The 24,263-nt window shown below is 52.4% G+C and carries 20 protein-coding genes; 13 read left to right on the top strand and 7 right to left on the bottom strand.

Annotation, left to right across the window (positions count from 1 at the left end; all coding sequences use genetic code 11):
- Position 1 precedes the first annotated feature (1 nt).
- A complete protein-coding gene (locus P8N76_20155) occupies positions 2-1,399 on the bottom strand; it encodes an MBL fold metallo-hydrolase RNA specificity domain-containing protein (protein ID MDG2383996.1) in 1,398 nt (465 codons plus the stop codon).
- A gap of 250 nt (positions 1,400-1,649) precedes the next feature.
- Between P8N76_20155 and P8N76_20160 the strand changes: the two genes are divergently transcribed.
- The 7 genes from P8N76_20160 to P8N76_20190 all read left to right on the top strand — a co-directional run bounded on the left by P8N76_20160 (position 1,650) and on the right by P8N76_20190 (position 11,223).
- Positions 1,650-2,726, top strand: coding sequence for a MoxR family ATPase (locus tag P8N76_20160; GenBank protein ID MDG2383997.1), 1,077 nt, complete (start codon positions 1,650-1,652; stop codon positions 2,724-2,726).
- Positions 2,727-2,731: 5 nt separating this feature from the next.
- Entirely contained in the window at positions 2,732-3,592 is an 861-nt protein-coding gene (locus tag P8N76_20165; protein MDG2383998.1) for a DUF58 domain-containing protein, read from the top strand.
- 2 nt (positions 3,593-3,594) lie between these two features.
- Complete coding sequence (locus tag P8N76_20170; GenBank protein ID MDG2383999.1) at positions 3,595-4,443, top strand: hypothetical protein; 849 nt, start codon at positions 3,595-3,597, stop codon at positions 4,441-4,443.
- A 6-nt stretch (positions 4,444-4,449) separates the two neighbouring features.
- On the top strand, positions 4,450-5,379 hold the full coding sequence (locus P8N76_20175) for a VWA domain-containing protein (protein ID MDG2384000.1): 930 nt from the start codon (positions 4,450-4,452) through the stop codon (positions 5,377-5,379).
- Positions 5,373-6,395: a VWA domain-containing protein gene (locus P8N76_20180; GenBank protein ID MDG2384001.1), complete on the top strand. Its 1,023-nt coding sequence runs from the start codon at positions 5,373-5,375 to the stop codon at positions 6,393-6,395. The genes P8N76_20175 and P8N76_20180 overlap by 7 nt, the downstream gene beginning before the upstream one ends.
- Positions 6,396-6,551: 156 nt before the next feature.
- The gene (locus tag P8N76_20185) at positions 6,552-7,145 is read left to right on the top strand and encodes a hypothetical protein (GenBank protein MDG2384002.1); all 594 of its coding nucleotides are present in this window, start codon (positions 6,552-6,554) and stop codon (positions 7,143-7,145) included.
- 13 nt (positions 7,146-7,158) lie between these two features.
- Positions 7,159-11,223 carry a hypothetical protein gene (locus tag P8N76_20190; protein MDG2384003.1) on the top strand — a complete coding sequence of 1,355 codons (4,065 nt, stop codon included), beginning with the start codon at positions 7,159-7,161 and terminating at the stop codon, positions 11,221-11,223.
- Between the two features lie 69 nt (positions 11,224-11,292).
- On the opposite strand, the gene P8N76_20195 is transcribed toward P8N76_20190, so the two are convergent.
- Together P8N76_20195 and acs are read right to left on the bottom strand one after the other, a co-directional pair.
- Positions 11,293-12,186, bottom strand: a complete 894-nt coding sequence (locus P8N76_20195) for a DUF4922 domain-containing protein (GenBank protein ID MDG2384004.1) — start codon at positions 12,184-12,186, stop codon at positions 11,293-11,295.
- 17 nt (positions 12,187-12,203) lie between these two features.
- Positions 12,204-14,165, bottom strand: a complete 1,962-nt coding sequence (acs, locus tag P8N76_20200) for an acetate--CoA ligase (GenBank protein MDG2384005.1) — start codon at positions 14,163-14,165, stop codon at positions 12,204-12,206.
- An 85-nt stretch (positions 14,166-14,250) separates the two neighbouring features.
- Between acs and P8N76_20205 the strand changes: the two genes are divergently transcribed.
- Positions 14,251-14,379, top strand: coding sequence for a hypothetical protein (locus tag P8N76_20205; protein ID MDG2384006.1), 129 nt, complete (start codon positions 14,251-14,253; stop codon positions 14,377-14,379).
- 584 nt (positions 14,380-14,963) lie between these two features.
- Here the strand turns inward: P8N76_20205 and P8N76_20210 are convergent.
- A complete protein-coding gene (locus P8N76_20210) occupies positions 14,964-15,572 on the bottom strand; it encodes a thioredoxin family protein (GenBank protein ID MDG2384007.1) in 609 nt (202 codons plus the stop codon).
- 246 nt (positions 15,573-15,818) lie between these two features.
- Between P8N76_20210 and P8N76_20215 the strand changes: the two genes are divergently transcribed.
- On the top strand, positions 15,819-17,003 hold the full coding sequence (locus tag P8N76_20215) for an endonuclease/exonuclease/phosphatase family protein (protein MDG2384008.1): 1,185 nt from the start codon (positions 15,819-15,821) through the stop codon (positions 17,001-17,003).
- On the opposite strand, the gene P8N76_20220 is transcribed toward P8N76_20215, so the two are convergent.
- The gene (locus tag P8N76_20220; protein MDG2384009.1) at positions 17,000-18,049 is read right to left on the bottom strand and encodes a sigma 54-interacting transcriptional regulator; all 1,050 of its coding nucleotides are present in this window, start codon (positions 18,047-18,049) and stop codon (positions 17,000-17,002) included. The two genes, P8N76_20215 and P8N76_20220, sit on opposite strands and share 4 nt — an antisense overlap.
- A 232-nt stretch (positions 18,050-18,281) precedes the next feature.
- Positions 18,282-19,661, bottom strand: a complete 1,380-nt coding sequence (locus P8N76_20225; GenBank protein MDG2384010.1) for a hypothetical protein — start codon at positions 19,659-19,661, stop codon at positions 18,282-18,284.
- A gap of 434 nt (positions 19,662-20,095) precedes the next feature.
- On the opposite strand from P8N76_20225, the gene rpsB reads away from it, so the two are divergent.
- The 4 genes from rpsB (at position 20,096) to frr (ending at position 23,562) form a co-directional block, all read left to right on the top strand.
- Entirely contained in the window at positions 20,096-20,890 is a 795-nt protein-coding gene (gene rpsB / locus P8N76_20230) for a 30S ribosomal protein S2 (protein MDG2384011.1), read from the top strand.
- 310 nt (positions 20,891-21,200) lie between these two features.
- A complete protein-coding gene (gene tsf / locus P8N76_20235; GenBank protein MDG2384012.1) occupies positions 21,201-22,034 on the top strand; it encodes a translation elongation factor Ts in 834 nt (277 codons plus the stop codon).
- A gap of 114 nt (positions 22,035-22,148) precedes the next feature.
- Entirely contained in the window at positions 22,149-22,904 is a 756-nt protein-coding gene (gene pyrH, locus P8N76_20240) for a UMP kinase (GenBank protein MDG2384013.1), read from the top strand.
- 97 nt (positions 22,905-23,001) lie between these two features.
- Entirely contained in the window at positions 23,002-23,562 is a 561-nt protein-coding gene (gene frr, locus P8N76_20245; protein MDG2384014.1) for a ribosome recycling factor, read from the top strand.
- 340 nt (positions 23,563-23,902) lie between these two features.
- On the opposite strand, the gene P8N76_20250 is transcribed toward frr, so the two are convergent.
- On the bottom strand, positions 23,903-24,070 hold the full coding sequence (locus tag P8N76_20250; protein MDG2384015.1) for a hypothetical protein: 168 nt from the start codon (positions 24,068-24,070) through the stop codon (positions 23,903-23,905).
- Positions 24,071-24,263 lie beyond the last annotated feature (193 nt).

Raw genomic sequence — 24,263 nt, forward strand, 5'->3', positions numbered from 1 at the left:
CCTACAGATCAACCGTCGACTCATAATCGGGTACGAGCACTCGCCAATCAAGATCCGTACGGATGTGATTGGCGAGGCTCAAAGCTGCGTCTTCGTCACCGTGAGTCAAGAAAAGTCGCCTCGGCGCTTTCCCGAAATGCTTGACCCATCTCAACAAAGCTCTCCGATCGGCATGTCCTGAGAAACCGTAAATTTGGGCGATGTTTGCTTTGACCGGACAATTTCGACCGTGAATCCTAACTTCCGGTCGACCGCCCAAAATCTGGCGACCAAGCGTTCCGTGCCCCTGATATCCAACAAACAAAATGGTGGACTCGGTCCGAGAAATGTTTTGACGTAAATGATGCTTGATGCGGCCGGCCGTACACATACCGGAAGTCGACATCACAATGCTTGGCTCAGTCCGAGCATTAATCGCCTTGGATTGTGCGGTACTTCGAGAAATCTGCAGGCCTGGAAATTGTAATGGAGACTCCCCTTGGTTGATGTAATCCCATGTTTCATCATCAAACCGATCTCGGTGGCGCCGAAAGATTTTGGTCACGTCTACCGCCATCGGACTGTCCAAATAGACAGGAATGTCTGGAATCCGATTTTCATGCACCAACCGACTGATGTAATACATCAACTCTTGTGCTCGTTCGACGGCAAAGGTAGGAATGATCACCTTTCCCCCTGCCTCCACCGTGGTATTAACGATTCGTGCAAGCTGGTCTTCGATGTCACCGCCTTCTGCATGATCACGATCGCCATAAGTTGATTCCATCACAATGTAATCGGCAGCCGAAAATAGGGTCGGGTCATGAATCAGAGGCCTCTCCCATTGGCCAATGTCTCCAGAAAAAATAATTCGAAGAGACTCGCCGCGTTGACGAACCTCGAACTCAAGCATCGCAGAACCCAAGATGTGCCCCGCTTCGTGAAACGTGACCGTCACATCCTCTGAAATCTTGACCGGGGTGTTGTAAGCCTCTGGACGTACCCACGGTAAGGTCTGATCGACATCGCGCCCATCAAATAGCGGTTCCGCTGGAAACCTGCCCGACCGACCTTCACGTCGATGCCGTTTTTTCTTATAAGCCGCGTCTTCAGCTTGAATATGTGCCGCGTCTCGCCACATCAGCTCGACAAGGTCAGCGGTGGGGGTCGTCATCAACAAAGGCGAAGCCAAGCCCTCGCGCACGGCACGTGGTATCAAACCACAGTGATCGATGTGGGCGTGAGTGAGCACCAATGCGTCGATCGTTTCTAGAGGAATCGGACTTTTCCGCCAATTCCGCGTCTTATACTGTCGCTCCTGAAATAGGCCGCAGTCGATCATCACGCGAGACTGCTCTGTTTCCAAGCAGTACCGCGATCCGGTAACCTGACGATTTGCCCCAAGAAAATGCAATTTCACCCGATTAACCTTTGCTCTTTCCTAACCATGGATTCATTTGGCGTTTGCTTCCGTTGACATCGGGCGCCATCCGGCGCCACGAGATCGGCCAAATCGGCTAACTTTCCAGCTTAAAAACCTGCCGATTCGATTTCATGGACACGAAGAATTGTTTCTCCCGTTCCCTTAGGTTCCATAGATATCTTCACAGCTCTGGGTTTTAATGGAAAGAACAGAAAACCGTGACGCGTGACTTCAGGACAAAACAACGATGACGAGCGATCCCACCAACCAAAACGCAGCCCCCAACCGAATTCCTGACAGCACAATCCAATTTGTACAGGACGTGAGAAAGCGGGTCGGCACCGTGGTGGTTGGACAGGACGTAGTCGTCGAGCGTTTGTTGATCGCCCTCTTCACCAGCGGACATCTTCTGCTCCAGGGTGTACCGGGGTTGGCCAAAACGCTCCTTGTTTCGGCTTTATCCAAATCAATTGACTTACAGTTTAGCCGAATCCAATTCACCGTTGATCTTTTGCCCTCAGATATTCTTGGTTCGGAAATTCTCGATCAACAAACACACGAGTTCCGGACTCACAAGGGTCCAATCTTCACGAATCTCCTGTTAGCCGACGAGATCAACCGTGCGGCCCCGAAGGTTCAAAGCGCTTTGCTCGAAGCCATGCAGGAGCGAAGAGTCACGATCGGCAACGAGAACTACCGGCTGCCGGCACCTTTCCTCGTGATTGCAACGCAGAATCCGGTGGAGCAAGCGGGGACCTTTGAGTTGCCTGAAGCTCAGCTGGATCGCTTCATGCTCTGCCATCGACTCGAATACCCAACGGTTGAAGAAGAAAAAGAGATACTCCGTCGGAATGCCGTTTTGGGTATTCGCCGCGAATCAGGCGGTGCTGTCGCTCGTACCGAGTTCGACGTATTGGAAAGCCAACCCGTCGCTTCCCAAGAAGAGCTAGTGACAGCCATGGAGGCCATTGAACATGTCCACGTCAGCGAAACGTTCATCGATCACGTGATGACTCTTGTGGATCGCACACGGAATCATCCCGCCATCGAGCTTGGCTGTAGCCCTCGAGCTGGCATTGCCCTGCTCAAATCTTCCCGAGCTCGCGCATTGATAAACAACCGGCATTACGTCATCCCGGAAGACTTATACGCGTTGGCTGAGGATGTGGTCTTGCATCGTATTCGATTGAACTATGAGGCTTTAGCAGACGGCCTGACCAGCACGGCAGTGCTTCGTGAAATGCTGAACCAACTCGGCAACGGATCGAACTCCACTCAAATTGATAACGCCTCCTTCAATGGCGACAGTAAGGCGATGGCTTAGGCACGATGAAAGGCTATATTCGCGAACATCAGTCATTAGACTCCCGACAGTTCACGATCGCGGTGAGGCGATTGGCGGACAATCTGAGTTACGGCACCGATTCATCCCCTTATCGCGGTTCGGGTCTTGAGTATGTGCAATCACGACCGTACGTCGCCGGTGATCCGATCAAGGCGATTGACTGGCGCGTGACTGCCCGCACGGGAAAGATCTTCATCAAGGAATACGAAACTCCGAAGCGATTACCGGCCTACTTGCTGATCGATACTTCGGCCTCCATGATGCTGGGAAGCGCAACTCGCACAAAATACGAGCATTCGTTATTTGTGGCCGGAGGTTTAGCTTTGGCCTGCCTGGACCGAGTCAGTCCTGTCGGCGTGATGTCGGTTGGATCCCGTCCCTTCCATGTTCAGCCCAGTCTTTCGAAGCAACAAGTGATGCAATGGCTGCACCACTTGCGACATTTTCGCTACGACGAATCAACGACGCTGAGCAGGCGAATTATGGAACTCGGGCCAAGCCTGACGAATCGAGCTTTGGTGATTGTGCTAAGCGACATGCATGACCCGAGCGGACTAGACAGCCTTAAACGCCTGGCGCAGAAACACGATTGTGTCGTCATTCAGTTCCAGGACCCCGCCGAGATCGGCTTACGAGGTGCCGGCCTACTGCGTGCCCGAGAAGCAGAAACCGGCCGAACCTTCGTCACCCACGGACGCGCTCAATGGCTTGATCAGACAAAACTTGAAACCGGATTAAAACGCGCCGGAATCGACCATCTCTTGATTCCAACCAACCAACCCTATGCTCACACACTGCGAAACTTTTTCCAGTCGCGGAATCTTCTTGGCAGAGGAGCCCGATAACGATGCAAATTGTCGCAAGGCTGTTGTGCACGGGCGCAGTGCTGATCACCACCCTCTCAACAGCTCACCAGGCTGCGGGGGAAGAGTCGAACTTCGATTCCCCGATCGGAATGAGTGCCACCATTGAGGAGTTGATCCTACCGGGCACCGAACTCGAAGTAAAACCATTCGCAGAAGACCCGCTGGTCGTGTTACGCATCACCAAAGTCTTCCAGCACGGATCATCTTTTCGCTATCACTTGACCTACTATGGCTTAGAATCGGGCAGTTACGATCTGGCGGACTATCTACAACGCAAAGACGGTTCAACCGCCGATGACCTCCCGGCCATTCAGGTCAAAGTACACGGGATCTTGCCACCTGGCCAAGTCACCCCCAATCCACTGGAGACCGCAACATCTCCAGCCTTGGGGGGATACCGACTGTTGTTAACGCTGGGAGTAATCGTTTGGCTCATCGGCCTATTTTTGCTGCTCCGCTCCAACGGCCAGAGCAGCCTGGGGAAACCCAAGTCCGCCAATCAACCGGCGCGAACGCTGGCAGATCGTTTACGACCACTCATCAAATCAGCGTCAGACGGATCACTGAACGATCCACAACGTGCCGAACTAGAACGATTATTGCTCGCTTTTTGGCGCAAGAAGCTGGGCGTCCACGAATTATCACCAGGAGCGGCGATGGCCGCTTTGAAAGCCGACCCAGCAGCCGGCGAGTTAATGCAGCAACTAGAAATCTGGCTCCACCATCCGAACCCCGATACGGATATCGACTTGGCTGCCCTTTTAGCACCTTACCGTTCGGTCCAAGACCCTGACGCCTCCGAATCATCGTTCACGGGCAGGCAGTACTAAGACACCATGAACTGGCTGAGCTTTTCCCACCATTCTGTCCTATTTTTATCCATCATTCCCGCAATGATGTTGGTCTGGATTTGGCGCCAACGCGGTGGCGGTATCGTGATGCCATTCGATCACGGATCACAAACATCCGGGACGGCCACTCGATTCTTGGTGCAGCTGGCAGAAAGTATCCCGGCATTGATTCTGTTGGTTGTATTGTTGATCCTGGCCGGCCCTCAAAAGACGGGAGAACCCAAGACACGCCGGGTGCTGACCAACATCGAATTCTGTGTCGATGTATCGGGAAGCATGACCGCCTCATTCGGTGAGGGAACTCGGTATGATGCGTCAATGGAAGCCATCAACAGATTTCTCGACTTCCGTGAGGGTGACGCGTTCGGCTTAACTTTTTTCGGCGTCGAGGTCCTGCATTGGGTTCCGTTGACAACTGATGTTTCTGCATTTCGCTGTGCACCCCAATTCATGAATCCGAAGAACCCGGGACATCCACCTTGGCTGGGAGGGACTAGAATTGGCAAAGCATTATCAGAGTGTCGCAAGGTGCTCGCATCCCGAGAAGAAGGCGATCGCATGATCGTGCTGATCTCTGATGGCTCGAGCTCTGATTTATTCGGTGACGCCACCGATGACTTGATTCGAAAACTACGAGCTGACAAGATCTCCGTCTATGCGGTGCACATCGCCAGCGGAAATATCCCCGATCCAATCATCGAAATCACGGCGAGAACGGGGGGGGAAGTTTTTAGTCCTGGTGATCAAGATGGACTGGAATCCATCTTTCGTCACATCGACGAAATGCAAGAAACACGCATGGAAAAAGTAGCTGCGGAAACAACCGACAATTACGTCCCCTTCTGTATCAGCGGGCTGTCGCTACTCGGCATCAGCCTAATCGGTCTATTTGGGATTCGGTTTACACCGTGGTAGAACTTTTAACTGCCATCTCGGTTTTCCTGATCGCTGGAACGGCTGAATTGCTCCATGCGGCTCGCTGCCGTGCAATTGCACCGCTCGCGTTTGGGCCGGCTCGCCGCCCTCGCGTCTGGGCTTCTTTGGCTCCGTTGCTGCGAGTAATTGCCGTCACGCTCCTTGCCTGGGGGATGATGACACTAATGTTACTTCCCCCCAAGGTTCATCGAGCTGCCGCCACCTCTGAGGATAAAATCAAACACGTTATTCTCGTACTCGATGTATCTCCAAGCATGCGACTCGATGACGCTGGACCGTCACACATCCAAAAGCGTTCCCACCGAGCAGCCGACATTATGGAGTCATTCTTTGACCGCGTTCCCATGGAACAGTATCGAGTCAGCGTCATTGCCGTCTACACCGGTGCAAAACAAGTTGTGATCGACACTCGTGACATCGAAGTTGTCCGAAATATCCTTGAAGACCTGCCGATGCACCACGCCTTCAATTCGGGTGACACCGAACTCTTCAGCGGACTCGAAGCTGCGGCTGACGTTGCGCGAGAATGGAAACCGAATAGCACCACCGTCCTCGTCGTAAGCGATGGGGATACCGTACCCGCAACAGGGATGCCCAAAATGCCGGCTGCCGTCTCAAACGTCTTGGTGGTCGGCATTGGCGATCCCCAAAAAGGAAAATTCATTAATGGTCGCCAATCAAGACAAGACACCTCCACCTTGAGACAGATCGCCACAAGGTTGAGAGGCATCTATCACAACGGAAATGAAAAGCAGATCAGCTCAAAAACTCTTTCCATGCTAACCAAAGCCACTGAGACCAGCCCTTTGGCGCAACTCACCAAACGAGAATATGCTTTGGTCGCATGCCTAATCGGCGCCGCTCTCTACGCGTTACTGCCGATGCTGCTCCATTATTTTGGGACGAGATGGACACCGGGCGTTACCTTGAGCGAACCGGATGCTCGACGTCTTCAACCCTCCAGCCGGGAAAGCGGACTCACATCGAACAGCTAATTTGCGAAAATTGGGCCGATTCCAAGGCGAAACAGAAAAATTAAGCCCGCGAAGTCAGATCAAAAGCAGCCGTTTTTGCAACCAAAGTTGAACCATTACCCTCTTGCGGGTTATGATGCACGGAGACATCGATTCAAGTCCTAAACGGGGGTTCGCATGAAAAAGCTGGTGATACTCGTCTGGTTGCTGCTTCCTGTTTTGGTGGGAGCGTACCATCTGGGTCCAGGCCAGAAACAAGTGATTATCGACCGAGCTGGCCAAGCCGCTCGCATTGGTGATCAGATGGCTCAAAACGATCAATGGGCTCAAGCGATCGCTCAGTATGACCTGGCTCTCGAACTCTTGCCGGAGGGTCACGTCGCAGATGCACAGCAGTTGCGTTTGGCTAAGGCAAAAGCACAAATGTTTGATGCCCAGTTGCCGGCCGCTCGACAAGACTTGCAAGCTTTGGTCGACGAACTCAGTGATGATTCCTCGGCAGATCACAAGCTGCTGAATGAAGCACGGGAATCTCTCGCGAATTCTCAATACTACACGACTTGGCTCATGCGTCTCGAAGGTCAACCGAAAGAAGTTTGGCAGCCGGAGATCGAATCATCTCGCCAAATCTACAAACTGTTGGCAGAAGATGCAGATCAGTTCAACGAAAAACAAAGAAAATCACGCCACCAAGAAGATCTTGAGTCCTCCATCCGATTAGCCAGAATGGATCTCAAGGACTTGCAAGGGCTACCATTGCCTTCCCAGTGAAAAGGCACCTGAAGTGGCACTGGCCAGGGTCGCGGTCGCGGCAAAAAACCAAGTCAAGGTAACAAGTCAAAAGATTCACGTGGTGCGAGTTCAGGTCCACCACCCGACAATTCAGGTTCTTGAACCGAAAAAAGGGCGAGCCATGTGCTCGCCCTTTTTCATCGATTCACAACTTTCCTTTGATTCAGCCCACCTGTGGTCGCAAACCATGTTCCTACGCAACAAGCTTATTGCCAGCATCATCTTTGGATTAATGACGACCTCCGCTTACGGACAACCTCCGACAGCGATCCTCGTCGCGCCCGTTCCACAAAGCTCTGCTATTCCTGCGCAAAAGCTAATTCCCGCCAATAGCTCCCCCACGCAAACGGCCCCGGACAAGCCAAACGAAACAACCATGCCGACTTCGACAAGTGGAGAATCGGACAAACCCAATGCCGACAACAACACCTCCCAAGTTAAGCTCGAGCAGGAACGGATCAAGAAACTCACAAAACTACAATTCGATCGCCGCCCCTCGACCATCCTGAAAACTTGGACGAAACCGGTCGAGGAAAAGCAACCCAAGGCAACCGAGCCGCCCAAGAAAACCGAACCGCCAACGCCCGAGGAACAAGCCAAGCAGCAGGCTCAGGCGGCAAAAGCAGCCCAACAGGCAGCAGCAGCTTCCAAGGAATTTGACCAACAGCTCGTCACCTTCCAACGCTCAGTAACCCTGGGAGATTGGAATGCGGTCAAAGAATTCCTGCGCCAATTATCTGAGGCAGAGCAAAAAGCTGGCTATCGTCATCTGCTGCAATCATTGAGCCGTGGCGTATCGACACGACGTCCGTCTAGCTCATCCACCACGAGCACAGGCAGCACATCGCAAAGTCGATCTGCAGCAGCGAAGTTTCGCGAAAAAAACGTCTTTTCATTCAACGACATTATTGGGCTGATCGAAGCAGGCCCGATGCCAATTGAGAAACCGCACCTTGTTTTTCTCGGCACCATTTTGCGACAAACGCTCACAAGTGGTTATGACCTGGACGCCATGCTGACGCGTCTTCGAGCGGAAATGGATCGTCCGGAAAATGAGCAGATTCTATCAAGACGTCAAACGGCCTTATTATTGTTCGCTGCTGGTCAGGACTTAAAAACGGGAGAGTTTCTTCCTACCGCCCAGCAGGCTCAGGCCGAAAATGATCGTGACGCATTAAACCTGCTGTCACGTCACGCCTTATCAAGATATGCCAAAGAGAAGAAGGTGGAATTCCTGGAGCAAGCCTGGGATGCCACCCAAGCGGCTTTAGCGGTGGGTACCGTTGACGAGACCACCAAGCAGGAGGCGTTAAAGCGAGCGGTCGAACTGGCCCCCAAAATCCGTCAAGAACTCGGTTTAGCATGGCTCGAAGAAAGTTTCCAAAATCGCAAGGAACGTGGAGACGAAATTCTAGCCGCGATCGGGACAGCCACCTCGACCAACATGCAGAGCCAAATCATGAATGCCGCAGTGCGACTCAAAGCGCTGCAATTGCAAAAAACTGCCGTCGACGCTTTACTGGCAGCAAATCCGGAAACGACCGCATCGTACGAAATGCAACTAACGGTGTTGGCTGAGAACTGGCTACGAGAAGCTATCTTCACCCAACAACAGGGCACGACTTCTTCCAGCGGCCCTGAACTACGCCGCGACTCGTTCGGCAACATCTACTACGCCGACAAAAACCAAACTTACTATCGATCAACTCGATCAACTCGTGGACAGCCCATCGCAACATCGGACATCATCGATGTACGACCTGATCAGCCATGGCTCAAATACATCAACCAAAGTGTGCGGCCCAAGTTTGACGTTCTCTTTGCTCAGCTTTATTTGAAAGTCAATCAAGAAGAACAGGCTTTCCCCTACATTGAAAAGTTTGCTGAAAACCAACCAGCCAAAGCCTTGGAATTAGCGCACGAATTCCTACGAGTCTGGACCAATAACCACAATCCTAATCAGGCCCGACAGAAAACCAGCTCGTACATGTTCATGTACGGGTTCCAACGACGAGCCAACCAAATCCCGCTGACACGTTCAAAGCAACAACGCAATCTCGAAGAGCTATCGGAATGGGTACACCGTTTAAGAAAGTTGCCGATTGGCGACCTGGACGAAAACCTCATGGTGGCAGCCTTTACCACGTGCCACAGCACAGCTGAAGTTTACCGTCTTGAAGCATTCGAAGACGTCTTCGGCTCCGTCGATGGCTTAAGAGCCGACACGTTGGCCCAGATGGCTCAACAGATGCGAAAGAATCTCGCCGGTATCTGGCGAGATCCGGCAGAACAGAAAAAGAAGAAGACCAATCGCAAACAGAAAGATCTAGAGTCAGAGGTGCAACGAGGCTATCAAGTTGCGAATCAAGTGCTCGACCAAGGTTTAAAGAAGTATCCCGACAGTTGGAGAATTCGACTGGCGAAAGCCTGTTTGTTACACGATCAAAACGACTACGCTCAAGAGATCAAAAAAAGCAGCGACTACTCGGCTCGACGAGAGGCCGCCATGCTCGAGTTTCGTCAGGCCGCCGAAATCTACGCCAATCAGGTGGCCGAACTCAGCGAAGAAAAGGAAACAACCCACTGTTTTGAACTTTGGTTTTACGCCAGTCTTGGTGCCGTTGACCTGGGTGGCATTCGGGAGACGAATCATCCGGATTTAAGCCAGATTGCCATTATTCGTGAAGCCCTGCAGGCCTTACCAGACCCAACCAGCGAACGACACGTCGGACAATTCGCAAACTCGCTCTTCACCCGACTGAGCGCGGTCAAGCCAGAGCTAAAATATCGATACCTGCGCAACGGGTTCGAGATTACCGGCAACCACCCACGAGCTCGCGAAGCAAGAAAGGTTTTCGATTATTACAACGACTTGGTCACCGAAATCAAACTCAATACTCGCATTGATGGAACGGACGTGGTGGGATACGACCAGCCTTTCGGGCTGTTTGTGGAAATCGAGCACACCAAAGAGATCGAGCGTGAGTCTGGCGGGTTCGCAAAGTATCTCCAAAACCAAAACAACCAATATTACGCATTCAATTACGGACGACCAACAGAAAATTACCGGGACAAATTCGAAGAAGCTGCCACGGCCGCACTGCAAGAACATTTTGAGGTAATCTCAATCACGTTTAATCATCCCGACAGCAGTTCCCAATCGCTCTCGGACTATGGTTGGCGACGAACGCCTTACGCCTATCTTCTTCTGAAGCCACGGGGCCCGGAGGTCGACAAAATACCTCCGCTGCGCCTCGACCTCGATTTCCTCGACACTTCCGGATACGCGGTAATTCCCGTTCAGTCAGCCATCATTCCCATCGACGCCAAGGACCAAGGCGAACCGCGCCCCAGTGAAAAAATGCAACTGGTGCAAACGCTCGATGAACGGCAGGCTGACGAAGGCAAATTAATCTTAGAGATCAAAGCCACAGCACACGGCTTAGTTCCTCAACTGGAAACACTCATCGCCTTGGAGCAAAACGATTTCGAGGTCGTTGAAATTGACGACCAGGGTCTTTCAGTGACTCAATTCGAAAAAGACAGCAGCGATCCTCGCATTGTTTCTGAACGGCTTTGGACCGTAAAAATGAGCGCCAAGTCTCCCGACCACACGGCAAATAGTTTCACCTTTCCTGTCGCAAATATCACAGGTACCGAAGTATCGTACCAGCGTTATGACGATGCGGATTTGATTGAATCCCAAGGAACCGTTGAGTTGGCGGGACAGTACAGTCAACCCAACCGCAGCTGGATTTGGGCTGCACCACTGATCGGTCTTGGATTGGTGGGTGTCGCTTTGCTACTCGTCCGCTCTTCTCGTCCACGACAACCTCAACAGCAGACCGGACGATTCCAGATGCCAAACGAGGTCACACCATTTTCAGTTTTGGGGCTATTGCGCCACATCGAATCCAACAATGAGCTCCGGCCAGAACAGCGAAGTGAATTGCAATCCTCGATCCAGCGGCTCGAGAAACATTACTTCGATGCGCCCAGTGCAGCAGAACCCAATCTGGAACAAATCGCTCGAGAATGGATTCAGCAGGCAAAATAACAAAAGGAATTGCTGCTTCAGACGGGGCAAAGCCCGCGTGCGTCCCGGAAAACCGCTTCAGCTTCAACCTCAGCCCTCTGACGCTGTTTGTGGATCTGCCACCCGAATCAAAGCCGTCATCGGGCCGGCAGCGCTCAAGAGCTCCAATTGCTGTTCATTCTTCACGAACAGCGAACCAACAAACGCCATCGAGTTGAGAGAAATGCCTTCGAAACACTCGGCTGTACGAGGCACAAACAGCAGCCACTCTCGAGTCACCAAGAGATTGTAGGGCGTGGTCGCATCCACCTCTGCCCAACCCACGTTCGCAATCATTTCTTCGTAGTAACGGCTACAAAGTTTAGCGGCGGCCAAACTGTCGCTAAGCGGAGGCAAGCGTAACAGTCGGTGCCAAAATGGAATTCCAGCAGATTGAGTCACGGAACCCACGGGCTGCTGCGACAGTTTCCATTGCGACTCGAGTGGAATTGCCCCTCGATGAACTCCAAGCGGCAAGAGCTGCAAATGCTTGTGTGGCTGACTGGCGCCTGCATTGGTGCCTCCGTTATAAAACCCAATCGAGTCGAATTCGAGCAAGCAGCGCCACAACGCTTCAAAGTCCTCAATTGTCAATCGACTATCCTGTGACTCAAACTGTCGAGTAACAATCAACAAATGGTGGTCGACGACATTGAATTTGTTCAGCAATGCAACATGATGTTCGGAAACGTTCGCGACAAACAAATTCGGATCATAGGGCAAGAATGGATTGAAACCCTCTGGCCGCTCACGCCGCTGAATCGATTTACGCTGAAGGTTATCCAGAACGCGTACGTTGAACACCACATCACCGTCCGCAAGCTTTTCGGCTCGCGTCGGAATCGGTTCTAGATGCTGACTTAGCAGCGATTGTTGCGATACGTCGACTAGCCGCTGCCACAAACTACCGGCAGCAAACGGCTCCGTATCATGAAAAGCAGCCATAGCGTCCTACGAAACGTTTAATCGTCATCGTCTCGCAGTTTCGCGAGCACCGTGTAATCCTCAAGCGTGGTCGTGTCACCGATCGTTTCACGACCGGCAGCGATATCACGCAGTAACCGTCGCATGATTTTCCCGCTGCGGGTTTTAGGAAGCGATCCGGTGAAGCGAATATCATCGGGCTGGGCCAACGCTCCGATTTCCTTACGAACATGCTGCCTCAATTCTTGACGCAACTCATCACTGGGCTCCACATTTCGCAAGGAGACGAAAACAGCAATGGCTTCTCCCTTCAGATCGTGAGGGCGTCCCACGGCTGCGGCCTCGGCAACAGCCGGATGGCTTACGAGTGCACTCTCGATTTCAATCGTACTCAAACGATGTCCGGACACATTGAGCACGTCATCAATTCGCCCCATGATCCAGTAATAACCGTCCTTGTCACAACGAGCATTATCACCCGCCAAATAACGGTTCGGGACCTTGCTCCAATATTGCTCACGATACCGTTCATCGTCCCCCCAGATTCCACGCAACATGCCGGGCCATGGATGATTGATGACGAGCCAGCCGCCCTCATTCGTACCGACTGAATTACCCTGCTCGTCGACAATGTCAGGTATGACCCCGGGCAACGGCTTCGTACAACTTCCTGGCTTTGTGGCAATTGCACCCGGCAGGGGTGACATCATGATGCCCCCCGTTTCCGTCTGCCACCAAGTATCAACAATCGGACAATTACCACCGCCGATCTTCTCGTGATACCACATCCAAGCCTCTGGGTTGATTCCCTCGCCAACCGTACCCAGAAGTCGCAAGCTTGACAGGTCATGTTTTTCGACATGCTCATCGCCCCATTTGATGAACGCACGAATCGCCGTGGGAGCCGTATAAAGGATCGTCACCTTGTGACGCTCAACCAAATCCCAAAATCGATCTTCCGCTGGAAAGTTGGGAGCGCCTTCGTAAATCAACGCAGTAGCGCCAGCTGCCAAAGGACCATAAACGATGTAGCTGTGACCGGTAATCCAACCGCAATCAGCCGTGCACCAGTAAATATCATCTTCCCGATGATCGAAAACCCACTCGAACGTCTTCTTCGCATAGAGATTATAGCCAGCCGTGGTGTGCTTGATCCCCTTCGGTTTTCCAGTCGATCCGCTGGTATACAGAATGAAGAGCGGATTCTCGCTATCCAACGGTTCTGCCGGACAGTCCTCTGACGCTTGCTCGACCAGGTCATGCCACCAATGATCCCGGCCTTCTTTCATCACAACGTCGTTTCCGACGCGTTTCAAGACGATGCAGTTTTCAACCGTCGTACTCGATTTTTCGAGAGCCGCATCCACGGTTTCTTTTAGCGGTAGAGCTTTGCCTCGACGCCATCCCGCATCCGAAGTGATCTGGAGTTTGGCGCTCGCATCATGATTACGATCGGCAATCGCTTCAGAGGAAAAACCGGCAAAGATCACCGAATGAACTGCGCCAATTCGAGCACAGGCCAACATCGCGACGACCAATTCGGGAACCATCGGCATATAGATCGAAACCACGTCACCCTGGCCCACTCCCAATGACTTCATCGCGTTGGCAAACTTGCAAACTTCCCCATGCAACTCTTTATAGGTCAGCGTTCTTTGATCACCAGGCTCACCCTCCCAAATCAGGGCAACCTTATCACCTTGTCCCTTCTCAATATGGAGATCCAGACAGTTATAGGAAGCATTGGTTTCTCCACCGACAAACCAGCTCGCGTAGGGCTCCTTCCACTCCAACACCTTGCCGTAGGGCTTAAACCAATGCAATTCGTCCTTTGCCAGACCGTCCCAAAAAGCCGTAGGGTCTGCTTTCGCCCGATCCCACAACTGCTGGTACTCGTCCATTGATTTGATTTCAGCCTGAGCGACAAACTGCTGATTGGGAGCAAACAGTCGATCCTCGTTCATAACTGAGTCGATTTGACCGGACTTGGGTTGATTCATCGGGCACCTCGGCTGAAAGCAACTTTACTGCTGGAAAGCGGCAATTCTATGGGCGCTAGAATAGAGTGTCAACGAAGCCAAACGGATGCATCACCCGCTCACCAACCAGCTCAGACGGTCGTTTCCCAAACAATCATTCGGTGAGCAACTGACAAATACACACTTCGATCTCAGTCTGATCGAAGATCTCACCATCACCAAATATGAACCGTAGTTGCCCGGCTCGATCATCGAGCTTCAAGGTCGGAAGTGTGCCAGATTGATTTTAAAACGCATTCATCGCCTCCCCACCTGCCCCCGTTAGTAGAAGTAAAAGCCGTTACGAGTGCGGCTTCGGCGGCAAGAAAAGCTTTGATCGCAGGTAGATTCTCCGCTTCGCCGATAGCAACCGGCCGATAGCAACCGAGGGTTACGACCAGATTTCGATAACCCTACCTCTCACTGATAATCTACAACTGCACGAAATTCATCTAGGCAAGCAGCGCACCGAGTCGCCCAAAATGAACCAAGATAACCTTCCCAAATGCTGGCTAATAAACGCATTCAGTCCCGAACCATCAATCGGAGTGACTCTCGTCGCAGATTTTCTTTATGAGAATCCATTCCCCTCGTCTTTTCGATCTCACCCTACTCGGATTCTTCGAGACTCGATCAAGATTCACCCAAACAGCCCAACGGAACGAAAATCGAGAGGGCGAACATGAGAGCCTTCATGTAATTCAACGCTTGCCCCCGCCCCGCCAAAATCAGGGCTGACCACGTCAACGGGCTCCTGGCCAGCCCAACAACACGCGAGGGCTATTGAATTTCCCATTTGATCGCGCAGCCAATTTGGCGTGACTCCTGAACCTTCGGCTTTTTCCCAGCAAGCACTGCCTGAACGGCTTCTCGCAGATAATCTTTCTTGACGCCATTCGCGTTCTGCCAGTTGTCGTCAATTGCACCCATGTAGGCGATTTGACGATCCGGCGTCAGCAGGAAAGAGTGTGGCGTACAAACCGCGCCAAGACCGCGAGCCGTTTGCTGAGACGCATCGTGGAGATAAGCGAAAGCAAATCGTTCTTTCTGTGCACGTGACTTCATCGCCGCCAGACTCTCCCCACGATTCACGTTGATCGCAACTACCTCCAGCCCCTGATCCCGAAAATCCGTGGCAAGCGAATTCAAACGAGACTGATAGGCCGATGCTACCGGGCAATCGTTGCTCGTAAAAATTACGGCAATCGCTTTTGCCTGCTTGTGATCCTGCCAACTGTGGTGCTTGCCATCGACACCCGGTAGATCTTTCCAGATCGATACCTTGTCACCGATTTCCACAACACGGTTGTATTTCCCCGCTGTGACTAAAGCACTGCTCAGCAGCAGCAGCAGCAAAGTGCACGAGATAGTCTGACGTTGGCAGTGCATCGAAAGCTCCTGAAAACAAATTAAACCAGATCGATGGGGCAGCCCTCCTCGACACCCCACCAATGAATCGCATTCTAGGCGGCTGAATCAGTCAGTCAAGAATTCTCGCCGCCTGCACCTCGACTGTAAGGCAATCACGATCCAAATCGGCACTTCCTGCCGCAATTTCGGCAATTCCTGCGGACACAGCTACAATGACAGCAGTCACCTAGTCGGGCGATTAGCTCACAGTCTGGAGAGTCCCTCATGGTACCGCTGTTGCTCGGTCTGTTCATTCTACCTGCCGTAGATCCCGCCGAGTCGGGCCAGTGGCGGAAAATTCGCATCGCCACGTTCAACACCTCGTTACACCGCGACAGTCCGGGTAAATTAATCACGGACCTACAACAGGATGATCCACAAGCTCGCCAGATCGCTACCATTATCCAAACGGTTCGCCCGGACGTCATTCTCCTGAATGAATTCGATTTCGACCCAGCCAACAAAGCGGCTGATCTCTTTCGACAAAACTATCTGGCCGTCAACCAGGAAGAAACAAACGCCATTCAGTATCCCCACGTGTTCGCGCGACCCGTCAACACGGGCGTGCCGACAGGGCTTGACCTGGACGACAATCAACGAATTGATGATCCAGCCGACGCTTTTGGGTTCGGCAGACACCCGGGACAATACGGCATGCTTGTGCTTTCCAAGCTACCGATCGACACCCAACGCGTGCGAACGTTCCAGAAATTCCTTTGGCGTGAGATGCCTAACGCTTTACTCCCAACCTTCCCAAGCTCTCAGCAATCTTTTTATACCGAAGAAGCATTACAGATCTTACGACTGTCATCCAAGAGTCACTGGGACCTACCACTGCGGATAGGCAATCAGTCGCTCCACTTTCTGGTCTGTCATCCCACGCCTCCCGTATTTGATGGGCCGGAGGATCGAAATGGGCGGCGGAACTTTGACGAAATCCGACTCTGGGCCGACTACGTCCACCCTGATTCGCAGCGAAGTGCTTACCTACGCGACGATCAAGGCGGGGCAGGTGGACTGGCGAGCGATGCCAAATTCGTGATTGCCGGCGACTTGAACGCTGACCCCGTCGATGGCGCAAGTCGAAAGGGCTCAATTGAGCAGCTTTTGTACCACCCTCGCGTGAACGCAACTCTCGTTCCTGTAAGCCAACAGGGCCAGAAGCAGTCTCAGATCCAAGGAGCGGCAAATCACGAGCACCGCGGAAACCCTGCCCATGACACGGCCGACTTTCCTGATCGGCACACTGGAAACCTGCGAGTCGACTACGTCTTACCGTCCAAGGGGCTTCAGATTCGCGGCGGCGGCGTGTACTGGCCGAAGCAGGACAATAAAAACAGAACCATGCTGGACGCCAGCGATCATCGACTCGTCTGGATTGATCTCCAGCTCAATCCATCACAAGACTAACGGAACGCCCCAGCATCGTGCCCCAACGGCGATAACGCGATACGATGTTGGGCTATTTTCGACATCAAATCGTTGAGGGGAATCGCCAGCAATCGAGCTGCAACAACCTGATTGTATCGCGCCTCGACGAGCGTTGATCGGATAAACTCGGCTTCCATCTGTGCAAGCGTCTGCCACTTTCCATCCACCACGTCAATCGGCAAGATAGATTCGTGTTGATTGACCGATTCAATGGCCTTTGTCTGCGGCTGATGCCGATTCGAATCGGGCTCTTCCATTAACGCAGAGAATGCTTCCGGTCGCAGCCGATGCTCATCATTAAACAAGATGGCACGTTCGACAACACTTCGCAGTTGATCGACATTACCAGGCCATTCGTAGCTTTGCAGCAGTGCCATGGCAGCGGGTGTAAGCTGTTTAAGCGGCAAGCCGTTCTCCAAAGTGACTCGCGCCATCCAATGACGTACCAAAGGCTCGACGTCTTCTACACGATCTCGTAAGCCGAGTGAAGTTACCGGCAAAATATTTAAGCGATAAAGCAACTCGAAACTGAAACGTCCGCCTTGAACCTCACTATCTAAATCCTGGGAGGTTGATGCGATTAGCCGCACGTCGGCCGAAGACGAGCGTTCTGCACCAAAGGGTACGATACGTTTCTCGCGCAGTGCAAATAACAGCTGCAACTGAGAATCTTGGTCAAGGTCACCGGCTTCATCGAGAAACAATGTCCCGCCTTCGGCTGCCCCAAAACAACCCAACGTGGCCGCGCGGGCCAAACCAGGGGCACCGTCGACTTGTCCAAACAATTGCGAAGCGCGCAACGGTTCAGGAACAGCACCACAACGAAAGGGGATGAAAGGATGATCAGCTCGAGGACTGTGAGCGTGAATCGCCCGAGCGATTAACTCGCGACCGGAACCAATCGGTCCAGTGATCAACACGGGATAAGAGTAATTAGAGACCTGCAGAATCCGTCGACGAGTTCTTTTCGTCCACGCAGACTCACCAATTATTTTTTCAAAAGCAAAGGCAAAGGTGTCATGCATTGTAGTTTGAGGTCACTAGCGGTTCCTGGGAATTGTTTGGTAACTAAGTGGTGGTAAGTATCATCCAAACAGCTGAAATTGCAAACACTTTTCAAATGTTTTCGGATACACTCTACTGGCCCGGTAGACCCCCCCCCCCCCACAATTGACTGTTATCTTGTCGCATTAAGATGACGACCGTCAACACAAATAGACAAATCACCGAACCGATCTTTGTCGGTGGTTCAGCAATCTAAACAAGCAGACGGCGGAAGCAGCCGATCGTGACGAGTGCGAAACACAACAAGCTCAGGCAACTGGGCTCTGGAATTGCCGCTGCGGGCGCAGGAATGAATTCACTGCGAGGACCCACATCGTAGCCACCCGTTTGCAGGGCCGCCACAAAGTCAGTCGTGTCAAACTCGAGATCCCCATTCCAATCACCAGTAGCCCACGTCGAATTGGCGGCCATGCCATCCTCGTACTCGGCCGACTGAAATACGGTAATGAAATCTTCCGAATTGAATTCACCGTCGAGATTCGAGTCACCAAAGTAGGTGTGCTTCAATTGTTCAATCCAAATCACGCGATCCGCTTGGCCCAGAGCCCCATCCCCATCGAGGTCAAACTGCGCCTGATAATCAGCCTCGACGCTGGCTAACGTCAACAGATCAATATCAGCAGCCGTCAATTGACCATCGCCATCAAAATCGCCTGGCACGACGACTTCGACAATCTGGTCTCGATACGTCGCCAAGTCAGCATGGTAGGTGATACTGCCGAAAACAGCATTACGAATGATGTTGGGATGTCGCGGATACCCTTCAACAGCGACTGCCATACCCGCCAATTCCCACACGTCATTGTTTTTGACAAACAAAGGACCACCCGAATCATTCACGACCGCCTGTGATTCAAAATTCGAAATGAAGTCACCATCAGACACGACAGTACGGTCTGAGTTACCTTCGCTGTAATCAAACTCGGTGATCAGCGAGATGACATCACCATTCGTCTGTACCACTTTCGTGATGTCATCATCAAATTCGCGACGTCCAAAGAGCTCATCATCCTCAATCAGATTCGTGCCCCATCGCAATGAGTTGGAACCTTGGGTTTGGAATCCAGAATACCGACTTGGGGGGTCCGTTTCCTCCCATCGGCTGTTCCAATGGGTTACCTCGTCCATCCGATCCTTCCCGTAGCCGACGACAATCGCCTCCGTACCTACCGGAGGCGATATCTGGCTGATTAACAGAGGCGGGAGCCCAGGATCTTCGGTAAGCTGAAATAAAATAATATCAGTGTCATTGCTCAAACCGGAGCGACGGGGGTTTTTCAGCCTGACCAGCGAATCAGAGTCAGCTGAAAACAGTCCCTTTTCGGGAAAGTTGACACTGCCCACTCCAACATGATCTGCCGTCATCACCCAGAGATTGCCCAGGTAGATGCCCGTCGACCCCCGAATCACCGCCACATTGTCCCATCCCGGATCGTCGGGCGGACGAGTCGTATTCTCCGTCGTTTGACTGACAACGACCGCTTCGAGTCGGCTCGGCAGAATCACGACGACCAAGCAAAGCAAGAGCCCAAGCCATTTGATCGCCAGACATTTCAAGCAGGGCAAACACATAAAGATGGGCAATTCAAAAAAGGCTGGGAAATGCGGTCCTGAATGATGACAGTCGATACTAATCCATCACCCTTCATATTAGCCTCGGCCCTAATTCTGGACAAGGATTTTGGACCCGCGAAGCCGTGTTAAGCTACGCAAACGGAGCCAAAATCGCCCGGCCTACCTGATCACTACAATCAACACAAGCGATCGAGAAGATGTCGTATCTTAACAGAATCAGCCTTCCCGACCAATTGACCGCTATTCTAGGACCTGTTACTATCCTCGGTTTCCAGCGTATGGAATAAAACCAGCTCGGGGCCTGAGCATCGCCAGCCGATGTCGACAGCTTCTGTTGAAAATAGACCGAGCGGTAGAACTTAACGGCGTGTCTGTTGAGTTCCACTTTCACAGATGTCGATCGGGTGATGGCTTAAGCGAGGAGATTGTTTGTGGCGGAATCGTTGGCAAAGCGTTTAATTGAAGCGGGAGTTCACTTCGGACATCGAGCCAGTCGCTGGAATCCGAAAATGTCTCCGTATATCTACGCCCGCAAAAATCTGATCCACATCATCGACATCCGGGAGACCATTCGAGGTCTACTGCGAGCCGAGCGTTACGCACAGCAGATCGCCGCGCGTGGTGGACAGATCCTGTTCACCGGTACCAAGCGGCAAGCGAGCGACACGGTCGAACGCGAAGCATTGCGGTGCAACATGCCCTTTGTCAGCGAACGCTGGCTTGGAGGCACCTTGACAAACTTCCGCACAATCCGGAGTCGCCTGGGTCGGCTGGAAGAATTGGAATCAATTCGCGGCGGTGACGAACTGGCGACGTACTCGAAAAAGATGCAATCTTCGCTGAATCGCGAATATCGCAAAATGTACCGCAACCTAAATGGCATGCGGACCATGACACGTCTTCCCGAGTGCGTATTTGTCGTTGATCCACGCAAAGAGAAAAACTCGATTCGAGAAGCAAAGAAACTGGGCATCACGACGATCGCCCTGATCGATACCGATTGCGATCCAGACTCCGTTGACTTACCTATCCCAGGCAACGATGACGGTATTCGATCGATCGAATTGATTGTTTCGCTACTCGCCGATGCGATCAACCGCGGTCGTGCGGAAGCCCCCACTGCCAAGGGCGAAGCAGTTGGCGCTGCAAAAGCTGACACGTCAGCCAAAGAAGCGTCAGCCAAAGAAGCGTCAGCGGAGGCCAGCGTTGAGGCAGCCGCCGAGTAAACGGATCGGGTTTTGATCACAAAACGGGGTCGCGACGGACGACAACGGCGAGCGAGGCACTTTCACTGAGAGACCTGTTCACTGAGAGACCTGTTCACTGAGAACTAGCTCTCTCGCTCGTTCAAGCTATTCGGACACCTCCATGGATCGTGAGGGCCAAAGCTCGACTGAGTTGGCAAAGGATGCTCAGTCTCACCGAATTAAGCTCTTCGCCAACAACCTTCTATAAATGTCACGCATCCTCAAATTTCGAAGATGCTTTTCAATTTTGCAACCTAACGATTGAACAAGATTTGGGAGACCTAACACTATGCCCGGTATCACTGCGGCGGCAGTCAAGGCGCTTCGTGAACGAACGGGGCTGCCAATGATGGACTGCAAAAAAGCCTTGACCGAATGCGAAGGCGATGAGGAGAAAGCCGTTGACTGGCTGCGCGGTCAAGGTTTGAAGACGATGGAAAAACGAAGCGGACGCGAGACCGCTTTCGGACGCATGGGACTGTACAAAGGTCTCGACAAGAACAAAGGAGCCATGGTGGAGCTCAAGTGTGAGAGTGCTCCCGTGACTCAAAACGAGGAATTCGTCCAGTTGGCGGATGACCTCGCTCGCCAACTTGCGGAAGGCCCCGGTGCGGAAACAGCTGACGAACTGCTCGACCAACCATCGCCAAGTAAAGACGGCATGACGCTGCGTGAGCAAAAAGAGGATCTGTTTAACCGTATTCGCGAAGTCTTCAACGTCGGGCGCATGCTCCAGTTCGAAGGCCCCTGTGGCGGATACTCGCACAACGCGGGAACAGTCAGCGGTGTCCTGCTCGAAGTCAGTGGTGGCAACGACGACGCGGCAAAGGATATTTGCATGCACATTGCCGCGATGCGGCCCCAAGCCCTCAGCGTCGACGAGCTCGATTCGGTTGTGGTTCAACGCGAACGCGAAGTTCTGACCGAAGCTGCCCGCCAAGAAGGCAAACCGGACAACATTATCGAAAAAATGGTCGAAGGTCGCATGCGTAACTTCTATGCCGAGTCCGTTCTGAAGGAACAGCCCTTCGTGAAGGACGACAAACTGACCGTTAGTAAATTTGCTGATGCTAACGACATGAAGATTGTTCGCTTTGCCCACTGGGAATTGGGAAAAGAATAACTTCCCGGAATTCAACCTTGAGGAACACCCTTGGTTCGGCACCTGCCGAACCAAGATCCGATAGGTCATCGCGATCATCCATCTAATCAGCCATGAAAGAAAGGTATTTTCGTGATGAACTCAGCTGAGAACCAATCGCCTCGATTTCAGCGTATTGTGTTGAAGCTGTCCGGTGAAAGCTTCGCACCCGCCGGAGAACGTGGCATCTCGATGGATGAGGTTGTCGAAATATCTCGGCAAATTGGCCAGGCACAAAAATTGGGCTGTGAAGTCGCTGTGGTGATTGGTGGCGGCAACATCTTGCGCGGGGCCCAGTTCAAGAGTAGTTACGCCGAAATCCAAGAAGCAACCGCTCATTACATGGGCATGTTGGCTACCGTCGTCAACGGCTTGGCACTGCAAGACTCACTGGAATCGATCGGCTGTAAAACGCGATTGATGACTGCCATTCGCATGGATGGTGTGGCGGAACCCTATATTCGCCGACGAGCTCGGCGACATCTCGAAAAAGGGCGCATCGTCATTCTCGCCGCCGGCACCGGCAGCCCATTTGTGACCACCGACACAGCCGCCGCCCAACGAGCCCTGGAACTTGAGGCGGATGTCGTGTTGAAAGCCACACGCGTTGATGGTGTCTACAGCGATGATCCAGAACGAAATCCACATGCCGTGCTGTATCGAGAACTGAATTACAGCACCGTTCTGGAGCAAAACCTCCGAGTCATGGATCACACTGCCATCACCCAATGCATGGAACATGGCATGCCTTTGCTGGTCTTCAATTTCAAACGGAATGGCAATATCGAACGGGCCGTGCTGGGGGAAACCGTTGGAACATTCATTTCCAGCGATGTCAAAGTCGAAACCTAGCCAACGCGGTTTGCCACAGCAATTCGCAAAACGTACAATCGGCCAGAGTAAATACGGTTTGAGCCTTGGTCGTTGACTTGCAAATTGGATCGAACTCATGAGCGCTGAAGAAATTCTGTTTGATACTGAGGAACGTATGGAAAAAGCGGTTGATGTGCTCAAAAAGAGCCTCTCCGGCATTCGCACAGGCCGAGCAAATCCCGGCCTCGTCGATTCACTCCGAGTCGAAGTTTACGGCTCCCCGACTCCCATCAAGCAGATTGCCTCAGTCAGTGCACCAGAGCCCACTCAGATCGTGATTCGACCCTATGATCCCAGCACGATCAAAGATATCGAAAAGTCGATCATCGCTGGTGACCTCGGATTGAATCCGCAAAACGATGGTCGTGTTGTTCGCATCAACATTCCGCCTCTTTCAGGCGAAGTTCGCAAAAAAATGGTTTCTCGGATCAAGGAGTTGGGAGAAGAAGCAAAAGTTTCCATTCGCAATATCCGCCGAGATTCCAATAAAGCAGCCGAGACAGCTGAAAAAGATAAGACCGTCAGCGAGGACACTCGAGACGATATCAAAGACCAAGTTCAAGAATTGACCAAGAATTACGAAACAAAAGTAAACAAGATGACCAAACAACGGGAAGTCGAAGTTCTAGACGATTGACTCGTGCAGAGGCGGCAATCGCTCTCATCAACTGCCCCTGGGATATCAAAAAACTTCTTAGTCACAGCTTCTTTTCTCTCGCTGCGAAACGATTTCCTACCCCTGATGATCTCGTCAGATCCACTCGGGATCGATTCGACAAACAACCGCCGATGCTTTTAGAACGCGCCGGATACGCAAAAATCGGCAGTCGTGCGCGGCTTGCAAAGGACGCCAATCGACCCTGTGCCGAAAAAAACCAAGGCTCTCCCTTGCCCCAAGATCACCCCGCAAAGCTAGTCTGCTACGACGTGTAACCACTCAACTTGCCGACCAAGCAATGATTCAAAAACGATGGCGGCTAGAAAACGAAGAGGAAACCGTTCAGCCCCAAACCGACAAACGTCCGCACGATCGCTTGAATCACCACGCCACAGCAGATCGATTCGGAATCGGTCACAGGAGCTCGCACAACCTCACCGCAAGACCAAACAACGCGATTCCCAGCCAAAGCCGTCAACAACGACATTCCCAGACGAGTCGTCAGCGACCTGTCGTTCGTAGGACAGCAAAGGAGCCCTATCCCGGCTCCAATCAACGGTGCGGCAAGCCAACCTCCCCAAACAGTCGGGCCGAAAAACTTGGCGCCCAGACCGTGTATGCGATCATCGCCCAAAAACACTCGAGGCGGCCCAACTCAAAATACAAGCCGAGAGCGATCC

Source organism: Pirellulaceae bacterium (assembly GCA_029243025.1).
In the GTDB taxonomy this organism is placed as follows: domain Bacteria; phylum Planctomycetota; class Planctomycetia; order Pirellulales; family Pirellulaceae.